At 66.6% G+C, this 7,699-nt stretch carries 11 protein-coding genes and 1 pseudogene; 6 read left to right on the top strand and 6 right to left on the bottom strand.

Features of this window, described 5'->3' with window-relative positions; all coding sequences use genetic code 11:
* The 3 genes and pseudogenes from ABDV68_RS08355 to ABDV68_RS08345 form a co-directional block, all read left to right on the top strand.
* Positions 1-500: pseudogene (locus ABDV68_RS08355) on the top strand (DNA polymerase III subunit gamma/tau); the annotation flags it as partial.
* Complete coding sequence (locus tag ABDV68_RS08350) at positions 497-820, top strand: YbaB/EbfC family nucleoid-associated protein (protein ID WP_343519359.1); 324 nt, start codon at positions 497-499, stop codon at positions 818-820. The pseudogene ABDV68_RS08355 and the gene ABDV68_RS08350, both read left to right, overlap by 4 nt.
* A 76-nt stretch (positions 821-896) precedes the next feature.
* Entirely contained in the window at positions 897-1,175 is a 279-nt protein-coding gene (locus ABDV68_RS08345; protein ID WP_343519357.1) for a hypothetical protein, read from the top strand.
* An 85-nt stretch (positions 1,176-1,260) separates the two neighbouring features.
* Here the strand turns inward: ABDV68_RS08345 and mtgA are convergent, their stop codons facing one another.
* The 3 genes from mtgA to ABDV68_RS08330 all read right to left on the bottom strand — a co-directional run bounded on the left by mtgA (position 1,261) and on the right by ABDV68_RS08330 (position 3,932).
* Positions 1,261-1,968 (bottom strand): monofunctional biosynthetic peptidoglycan transglycosylase, encoded by a 708-nt coding sequence (mtgA, locus tag ABDV68_RS08340; RefSeq protein WP_343519356.1) that lies wholly within the window; start codon positions 1,966-1,968, stop codon positions 1,261-1,263.
* A gap of 21 nt (positions 1,969-1,989) precedes the next feature.
* Positions 1,990-2,895: an RNA polymerase sigma factor RpoH gene (rpoH, locus tag ABDV68_RS08335; RefSeq protein ID WP_343519355.1), complete on the bottom strand. Its 906-nt coding sequence runs from the start codon at positions 2,893-2,895 to the stop codon at positions 1,990-1,992.
* An 83-nt stretch (positions 2,896-2,978) separates the two neighbouring features.
* The gene (locus ABDV68_RS08330; RefSeq protein ID WP_343519361.1) at positions 2,979-3,932 is read right to left on the bottom strand and encodes an RluA family pseudouridine synthase; all 954 of its coding nucleotides are present in this window, start codon (positions 3,930-3,932) and stop codon (positions 2,979-2,981) included.
* 22 nt (positions 3,933-3,954) lie between these two features.
* Between ABDV68_RS08330 and ABDV68_RS08325 the strand changes: the two genes are divergently transcribed.
* Positions 3,955-4,356 carry a M67 family metallopeptidase gene (locus ABDV68_RS08325; protein WP_343519354.1) on the top strand — a complete coding sequence of 134 codons (402 nt, stop codon included), beginning with the start codon at positions 3,955-3,957 and terminating at the stop codon, positions 4,354-4,356.
* 3 nt (positions 4,357-4,359) lie between these two features.
* Here ABDV68_RS08325 and ABDV68_RS08320 read toward each other — a convergent pair whose 3' ends face one another.
* Positions 4,360-4,770 (bottom strand): group III truncated hemoglobin, encoded by a 411-nt coding sequence (locus ABDV68_RS08320; RefSeq protein ID WP_343519353.1) that lies wholly within the window; start codon positions 4,768-4,770, stop codon positions 4,360-4,362.
* A 98-nt stretch (positions 4,771-4,868) separates the two neighbouring features.
* On the opposite strand from ABDV68_RS08320, the gene ABDV68_RS08315 reads away from it, so the two are divergent.
* Positions 4,869-5,012, top strand: coding sequence for a lmo0937 family membrane protein (locus ABDV68_RS08315; RefSeq protein ID WP_343519352.1), 144 nt, complete (start codon positions 4,869-4,871; stop codon positions 5,010-5,012).
* A gap of 15 nt (positions 5,013-5,027) precedes the next feature.
* Here ABDV68_RS08315 and ABDV68_RS08310 read toward each other — a convergent pair whose 3' ends face one another.
* Entirely contained in the window at positions 5,028-5,789 is a 762-nt protein-coding gene (locus tag ABDV68_RS08310) for an SDR family oxidoreductase (RefSeq protein ID WP_343519350.1), read from the bottom strand.
* Between the two features lie 104 nt (positions 5,790-5,893).
* On the opposite strand from ABDV68_RS08310, the gene ABDV68_RS08305 reads away from it, so the two are divergent.
* Positions 5,894-6,280, top strand: coding sequence for a helix-turn-helix domain-containing protein (locus ABDV68_RS08305; protein ID WP_343519349.1), 387 nt, complete (start codon positions 5,894-5,896; stop codon positions 6,278-6,280).
* Positions 6,281-6,311: 31 nt separating this feature from the next.
* Here the strand turns inward: ABDV68_RS08305 and ABDV68_RS08300 are convergent, their stop codons facing one another.
* Positions 6,312-7,592 carry a serine hydrolase domain-containing protein gene (locus ABDV68_RS08300; RefSeq protein ID WP_343519348.1) on the bottom strand — a complete coding sequence of 427 codons (1,281 nt, stop codon included), beginning with the start codon at positions 7,590-7,592 and terminating at the stop codon, positions 6,312-6,314.
* Positions 7,593-7,699 lie beyond the last annotated feature (107 nt).

The raw sequence follows: 7,699 nt of genomic DNA, 5'->3' as shown, positions 1-7,699 counted from the left end.
GCGAGATGGCGCTGCTCCGTGTGATCCATGCCTCCAGCCTGCCCGATCCGGGCGATCTGGCGCGCAAGATCGCGGAAGGGCTGCCGGTCGGCTCCGCGCCGGTGGCGGTGCCCTCGGGCCCGGCCGAGCCGCCGGCGCCGCGGTCTCTGGCGGAGGCGCTGGAGCGGCTGGAGGCCGCGCACGAGCACCACGTCGCCGCGCGCGCGCGCAACCTCATGCGCGTGATCGCGTTCAAGGAGCCGGTGATCGAAGTGAGCAGCCAGGGGCTGCCCGCCGATCTGGTGAGCGATTTCGAGCAGGCGATCCGCCGCGTGCTCGGCAAGCGCTGGTCGCTGCGCGTGATCGACGCGCCGGGGGCGGAGACGCTCGCCGAGATCAAGGCGGCCGATGCTGCGGCGGAGCGCGACGCGGTGTTGCGCTCGCCCGTCGTCGCAGCCGCATTCGAAGCATTTCCCGACGCCGAGCTGATCGGCTGGACCCCACTCCGGAGGACCGCATGAAGAGTATCGAAGACATCATGGCCATGGCGCAGAACGTCCAGGACGAGCTGACCAAGGCCCAGGCCAATCTCGACGGGATCGAGGTGGAGGGCGCTTCCGGCGGCGGCCTCGTCAAGGTGAAGGCCAGCGCCAAGGGCCGGATCATCGGAGTCGATATCGACGAATCGCTGCTCGCGCCGAGTGAGAAGCAGATGCTCGAAGATCTGATCGCCGCTGCGCTCAACGACGCGCGCGCCAAGGCGGATGCGGCGGCGCAGACGGAGATGTCGAAGCTTTCCAGCGGGATTCCGCTGCCACCGGGGTTCAAGCTGCCCTTTTGAACATTCCACCATGGGAACAATCGCTTCACCGTGACCGTTAGCATCGCCATGTGTCTATCAATCAGGGAGATGCGACATGAGCGATGATGACCGCAGCGAAGCGACCCGCGTCGAAACGCCGACGCACACCACCACCATTGTCGAACGGCGTAGCGGAGGCGGAGGCCTGATCCTGGGTCTCATTGCGCTGGTGGTCGTGGTGGTCGGCGCCTTTTTCTTCCTCAGCGACAGGAGCAGCGAGACCAGGAAGGACGCTGCCATTACCGAGGCGGCCAAGAGTGTCGGCGAGGGTGCGGAGAAGGTCGGCGAGGCGGCCGAGAAGGCGGGCGAGAAGATCGAGAATTCGGTCCGCTAGCCGGTTCGATTGCCTGACGATGCGAAAGAGCGCCGGATAGGTGTGTCAGATCGGCCGCGTGTAGGAAAATGATTCCTGCGGCCGTTCAGCGCAAACAGGCGTCGAGCCCGTCATTCTGCACGACCGCGATCCGCGCGGAGATCGAATTGCCGTAGCGGCGGGTGAAGCCTTTCGGGGCGACGCCCGCCCTTTTCTTCGGCAGCGGCAGCACAGCGGCGATCCTTGCTGCTTCGGCGCGGGTCATCTTGGAGGCGCTATGTCCGAAATAGCGCTGCGAACCGGCTTCGACGCCATAGGTGCCGATCCCGGTCTCCGCGACGTTCAAATAGACTTCCATGATCCGCTTCTTGGGCCAGATCAGCTCGATGAGGATGGTGAACCACGCCTCCAGCCCCTTGCGGAAGAAGCCGCCGCCCTGCCACAGGAAGACGTTCTTCGCGGTCTGCTGGCTGATCGTCGATCCGCCGCGCAGCACTTTGCCACCCTTGGCGTTGCGGTACATCGCGGCGGCGATCGCGTCATAGTCGAAGCCGCTATGCGTGCAGAAAGACGAATCCTCTGCAGCGATCGCGGCGCGCGCCATGTCGGGGTCGATCCGGTTCAGCGGCGTCCATTGCTTGGTGATGCCGTGGCCCGAGGCCAGATCGCCCGCCATGGTCAGCGTGAAGGGCGGGGGGACGAAACGGAAGAGCAGCACCAGCAGCAGCGAGCCGGCGATGAACGCCAGCAGAGCCTTGCCGGCCCAGACGATGAGCCGGCGGCCCCAACGCCGCGTGCCAGTTGCTGCCGCCAATTCCGCCCCCGGGTCGTGCCGTCAGCCGACGGCGAGCAGACGCCGGTCGCCGGCCAGCCGCATCATCGCCTTCTGCAGCTTCTCGAATGCGCGCACCTCGATCTGGCGGACGCGCTCGCGCGACACGCCATAGACCTGCGAGAGCTCCTCGAGCGTCTTGGGATCGTCGGTCAGGCGGCGTTCGGTGAGGATGTGCTGTTCGCGCTCGTTGAGCTCGTCCATCGCCTCGGTCAGCATGGTGTGGCGGACATCCGCCTCCTGCGCCTCGGCCACGACTTCGTCCTGCAGCGCGCTGTCGTCAGCGAGCCAGTCCTGCCACTGACCTTCGCCATCCTCGCGCATGGGCACGTTGAGCGAGGTGTCGCCGCCCATCGCCATGCGGCGGTTCATCGAGGTGACTTCTTCCTCGGTGACGCCCAGATCCTTGGCGATCTTGGCGAGATGTTCGGGGGAGAGGTCGCCATCCTCGAACGCGTCGAGCTTGGCCTTCATCCGGCGCAGGTTGAAGAACAGCTTCTTCTGCGCGGCGGTGGTGCCCATCTTCACGAGCGACCAGCTGCGCAGGATGAATTCCTGGATCGAGGCGCGGATCCACCACATCGCATAGGTGGCGAGACGGAAGCCGCGATCGGGCTCGAACTTCTTCACGCCCTGCATCAGGCCGATATTGCCCTCGGAGATCAGCTCGGACACCGGCAGGCCATAGCCGCGGTAGCCCATCGCGATCTTGGCGACGAGGCGCAAATGGCTGGTCACGAGCTGCGCCGCAGCTTCGGGATCGCCATGCTCCTGGAAGCGCTTGGCGAGCATATATTCCTGCTCGGGCGCCAGGATCGGAAACTTCTTGATCTCGGCCAGATAGCGGTTGAGGCTCGCCTCACCGCCAAGTGCGGGGATCGTCGCCGGGACGTTGCTTCCGCTTGCCATGATCTACTTTACTCCCTTTGATGAGCCGTCCCCCCTGAAGCGGCGAGGATGGCTTGCGACCCTCCGAAGACGGGTCAATGAACCTATACGACGAGCCTATCGAACAGTTCCTGCATGTCGGCAGGCATTTCGCTATCGAAAGCCAAAGCGTGGCTTTTGATGGGATGGATAAACCCCAAATGCGCCGCATGTAAGGCCTGACGATGGAAACCCAGGGTTTCCAGCACCTCACGATGTTCCTTTTTCGTTCTGCCATAGGCCGGATCACCGATCAAGGGGTGTCCGATCGAGGCCATATGGACGCGTACCTGATGCGTGCGCCCGGTCTCAAGCCGGCATTCGACGAACGCCGCTTCGTCGAGCAGCGGTCCCGGCATGACCCGCCAATGCGTGACCGCGCGCTTGCCGCCGGAGACGATCGCCATCTTCTTGCGGTTCTGCGGCGATCGCGCGAGCGGCGCGTCGACCGTGCCGCTTCCGGTCTTGAGCCGACCGGAGACGATCGCTTTGTACCTCCGGTCGATCGAGTGATCCTTGAACTGGCGGGCGAGTCCGACATGCGCGCGATCGGTCTTGGCGGCGACCATCAGTCCCGACGTATCCTTGTCGATGCGATGGACGATGCCGGGCCGCGCGACTCCGCCGATCCCCGACAGGCTGCCCCGGCAATGGTGCAGCAACGCATTCACCAGCGTGCCGTCGAGATTGCCCGCGGCGGGATGGACGACCAGCCCGGCCTGCTTGTCGATCACGATCAGATGCTCGTCCTCGAACACCACGTTCAGCTCGATTTCCTGCGCCTCGTTATGCGCCGCCTTGGGTTCCGGCACATCGATGCGGAACAGCGCGCCGCCTGGCGCCTTCTTCTTGGGATCGCGCACCTGGCCGTCGGGTCCGGAGACGTTGCCGGTGGAGATCAGCGCCTTGATCCGCTCGCGCGAGAGCGTGGGAAGCGCATCCGCCAGAGCCCGGTCCAGCCGCCAGCCATCGGCTTGCGGAGAAACGCGTGCTTCGAACGTGGAAACCCCCCGGCTCATTCTGGTAGGGGATGTAGGAACGATGCTGGCCATTTCAAGTGATATACTGAACGAGATAGTTCAGAAATGCAAGGCGGCCGCACCGCGCGAGGCTTGCGGCCTGCTGTTCGGCGCGGACGGCGTCATCTCGACATGGACCGAGACGGCGAACGTCGCGGCCGATCCACTTCGTCATTTCGAGATCGATCCGGCTGCGCTCATCGCCGCGCTGCGCGCCGAGCGCCACCGCGGGCCGCGGCTGCTCGGCTATTGGCACTCGCATCCGTCGGGCGACGCCGCGCCCTCCGCCACCGATGCGGCGATGGCGGCGCCCGACGGCAAGCTCTGGCTGATCGTCGGGGGCGGGGCGATCACCGCGTGGCGCGCAGTCGAAAACGGCGCGGCGCATGGCCGGTTCGCGCCGGTGGAGATCGTGGTCGGCTGAGTCTCAGCCGGCAGCCTGGCGTGGCGCCAACCGGAAGAACAGCGCGAGCTGAAGGCTTTCGGCGATGCGCCGTGCCTTGGCCTGGAGCGCCGCCGCGGCCGCGGGCGTCATCAGCGCGTTGCTCGTCTCGTCCCACAGCGCGAGCCAGCGCTCGAACAGCTCGGGGCTGATCCGCGCCACATGCTTGTGGTGCGCCGGCACCGGCTGGCCCTTGTAGCGGCCGCTGCCGAGCATCACCGACGACCAGAAGTCGGTGAGCTGGCCGAGATGCGCGGGCCAGTCATGGATCGCGTCGTCGAAGATCGGGCCGAGCGCGGCATCGGCCCGCACGCGGGCATAGAATTGCTCGACCAGCGTGCGAAGGCTGTTCTCGTCGATCCCCAACCGATCGTCCGTGGTCACATTCCCGATCATGCCGCGCATCTATGGACCGGCCCCGGCACGTTCAATGCGCCGCCGGGAACGTTCCTGACTCGACATGCGTTCGCCCTTGAAGTCGCAGGGAGAGTCGCATGCTTTGGACTATCGCCATCATTCTCGTCATCCTCTGGCTACTGGGCTTCTCGCTCAACCTGGCCGGCGGACTGATCCATCTGTTGCTGGTGGTCGCGCTCGTCGTGGTGGTGGTTCAATTCCTGCGCGGCCGCCGCGTATGAGGCCTGCGGGGCGGGTCAGTGCCCGCCCCCTTTCGACGCCTGGGTGACCGCCGCCATCGCGGCGTCGAGCCGTCCCTCGGTCTCGGCGTTGCGCAGGAACTTGACGCGCTCGACCAGGATTTCCCTCGGCGTCGGCGTCGCATCGAACAGCGCCATCACCTCGTCGATGAACGCGTCGAGGGGGAGATAGCCCGGGCGGTCGTGCTGACCCGGGGTCAGGCCGGTCTGCACCGCCGGCGGGACCAGCTCGATCACCTCGACCTGCCCGGCGAGCGCCTGGCGCAGCGCGAGGGTGTAGCTGTGGATCGCCGCCTTGGTCGCGCTGTAGGTGGCTGCGCCCTCGAGCGGCACGAAGGCGAGCCCCGAGCTGACGTTGACGATCGCGGCGTCCGGCCGGGTCTTGAGATGATCGACCAGTGCATTGTTGAGGCGGATCGGGCCGAGCAGGTTGGTGGCGATCGTGGCTTCCGCATCGGCGAGGTCGCGGCGCGCGCCGATCGCTTCGTAGCGCATGATCCCGGCATTGTTGACGACGACATTGAGCGCCGGGTGCGCGGCGACGAGGGCCGTGGCGAATGCCTCGATTGCCTCGGCGCTTTCGATGTCGAGCGCCATCGCGTGCATGTTGGCGCGGCCGGCGATGGCGGCTTCGAGCGCCTCGCGGCGCCGCCCGGCGATGATCACGGTGTTGCCAGCATCGTGGAAGCGCTGCGCCAGCGCTTGGCCGATGCCCGACCCGCCGCCGGTGATGAGGATGGTGTTGCCGCTCTGCTTCATCGTTCGTCTCCCGGGAAGTTGATGACGGCGATGTAGCGCGATGCTATCTATTGGAAAGAAGGCACCCGAAAGATTTATACTAACCAAAAAGAGAGTATTGGACGATGGCGACAGGCGTGGGCGAGTGGCACGCGGACGATCCGCGAGTGGATGCGCTGGTCAACGACCTGATCGGCGCGATCGCCGACAAGTGGACGATGCTCATCCTGGAGACGCTGGAGGATCAGGGCGAGCTGCGCTTCACCCAGCTCTCCAAGCTGATCCCGCAGATCAGCCAGAAGATGCTCACCCAGACGCTGCGGCGCATGGAGCGCGACGGGATCGTCACGCGCACCGTGCACGCGGTGGTCCCGCCGCGCGTCGACTATCGCCTGACCCCGCTGGGCGAGAGCCTGGGCGAGGCGTTCTGCGGCGTGTGGCTGTGGGCCGAGGCGAACCTGGAAGACGTTGCCGCGGCGCGCGAGGCATTCGACGGACGCGAGCGAGCGTGATCCTCCCCTTGGCGGGGGAGGATCAGATGCCTCAGTCGCCCTCCGGCCCGAGATAGTCCGCGCCATACACCGCCTTGCGGATATCGGTGTGCAGCGTGCCGTCGAACGGCATCGTCTGGGTGAAGAACACCACCGCCATGCGGTTCGCCGGATCGACCCAGAACAAGGTCGAAGCCGCGCCGTCCCAGAAGAATTCGCCGACCGCACCGCGGTTGCGCTCGGGCATCGCGGGGCGGGCGGTGCGCACGGCGAAGTCGAACCCGAACCCGCCGTCGATCTTGCCCGGCAGCCACTCGCGTTCCGTGATCGCGGGATCGAGCTGGTCGGTCGCCATCAGCCGGATCGTGGCGGGCTTGAGGATGCGCGCGCCGTCGAGCTCGCCGCCGTTCAGCAGCATCCGGGCGAAGCGCATGTAATCGTCGATCGGCGCGACGATCCCGGCACCGCCCATCGTCAGCTTCGCGCCGGGGAAGTTCGTGCGGCGCGTGATCTCGTCGGCCTGGCGGACGAGCTTGCCGTCCTGGTTCATATAAGTGGCGGCGAGGCGGGGGAGGCGGTCCATCGGCTGGTGCCAGGCCGCCTCGCGCATCTTGAGCGGCTCGAAGACGTGCGTGCGGACATAGTCGGCGAACTTGATCCCCGAGAGCCGCTCGACCAGCAGCGCCTGGACGTCGACCGCGGCGCTGTAATGCCATCCGGTGCCGGGGTCAGAGAGCAGCGGGACCGTGGCGAGGCGACGGCCGAACTCGGCGAGATCGTTGTCAAGGCTAAGCGGGTCGGCGGCGGCGAACGCCTTGTGCGCCGCGGTCGGTCCGCCGCCATAGGCGAAGCCCGCGGTATGGCGCAGCACGTCGCGGATCGTGATCGGCCGGCGCGCGGCGCGCCACACCGGCTTGCCCGCGGCGTCGGTGCCGTCCTGCACCCGCATCGCCGCGAACTCGGGCAGATACTGTGCGAGGGGATCGTCGAGCCGGAACTTGCCCTGTTCCCACAGCTGCATCAGCGCGACGCCGGTGACCGGCTTGGTCATCGACCAGATCTGGACCAGCGTATCGCGGCGGAACGGCTTGCCGCCCTCGCGATCGGCGGCACCCCGTGCGCCGAAATAGACCTCGCGTCCGTCCTTCCACACCAGCGCCGAAACGCCCGTGGCGCGCCCCTCGGCGACCATCGCCGCGAGCATCCGGTCGATCCGCACTTTGTCGATGCGCAGCGTCTCCGCAGCCGCCGGCCGCTCCTGCGCCACGGCAGGCGCAGGCACCGCAAGGAGCAGGAGGCCGCTCGTCAACGCTGTCAACATCATCACCCGCATGAATCCCCTCCATCGCTTTCGGACAAGGCTATCGAGCTTCGCGGCGGGACGAAAGATCGTTCGCTTGCAGCGATGCCGCCGCTGCGCCAAAGAGTTGGGGGGACTAC

This window comes from Sphingomonas sp. (assembly GCF_039595165.1).
Lineage (GTDB): Bacteria > Pseudomonadota > Alphaproteobacteria > Sphingomonadales > Sphingomonadaceae > Sphingomonas.
Note: the sequence above shows the minus strand (reverse complement) of the source record. Positions and strands in the feature narration are given on the sequence as shown.

Bases quoted from the DNA above. Each gene is read 5' to 3' on its own strand.
- ABDV68_RS08350 (WP_343519359.1), top strand. From the start codon at position 497: ATGAAGAGTATCGAAGACATCATGGCCATGGCGCAGAACGTCCAGGAC.
- ABDV68_RS08345 (WP_343519357.1), top strand. From the start codon at position 897: ATGAGCGATGATGACCGCAGCGAAGCGACCCGCGTCGAAACGCCGACG.
- rpoH (WP_343519355.1), bottom strand. From the start codon at position 2,895: ATGGCAAGCGGAAGCAACGTCCCGGCGACGATCCCCGCACTTGGCGGT.
- ABDV68_RS08330 (WP_343519361.1), bottom strand. From the start codon at position 3,932: ATGAGCCGGGGGGTTTCCACGTTCGAAGCACGCGTTTCTCCGCAAGCC.
- ABDV68_RS08325 (WP_343519354.1), top strand. From the start codon at position 3,955: ATGCTGGCCATTTCAAGTGATATACTGAACGAGATAGTTCAGAAATGC.
- ABDV68_RS08320 (WP_343519353.1), bottom strand. From the start codon at position 4,770: ATGATCGGGAATGTGACCACGGACGATCGGTTGGGGATCGACGAGAAC.
- ABDV68_RS08315 (WP_343519352.1), top strand. From the start codon at position 4,869: ATGCTTTGGACTATCGCCATCATTCTCGTCATCCTCTGGCTACTGGGC.
- ABDV68_RS08310 (WP_343519350.1), bottom strand. From the start codon at position 5,789: ATGAAGCAGAGCGGCAACACCATCCTCATCACCGGCGGCGGGTCGGGC.
- ABDV68_RS08305 (WP_343519349.1), top strand. From the start codon at position 5,894: ATGGCGACAGGCGTGGGCGAGTGGCACGCGGACGATCCGCGAGTGGAT.
- ABDV68_RS08300 (WP_343519348.1), bottom strand. From the start codon at position 7,592: ATGCGGGTGATGATGTTGACAGCGTTGACGAGCGGCCTCCTGCTCCTT.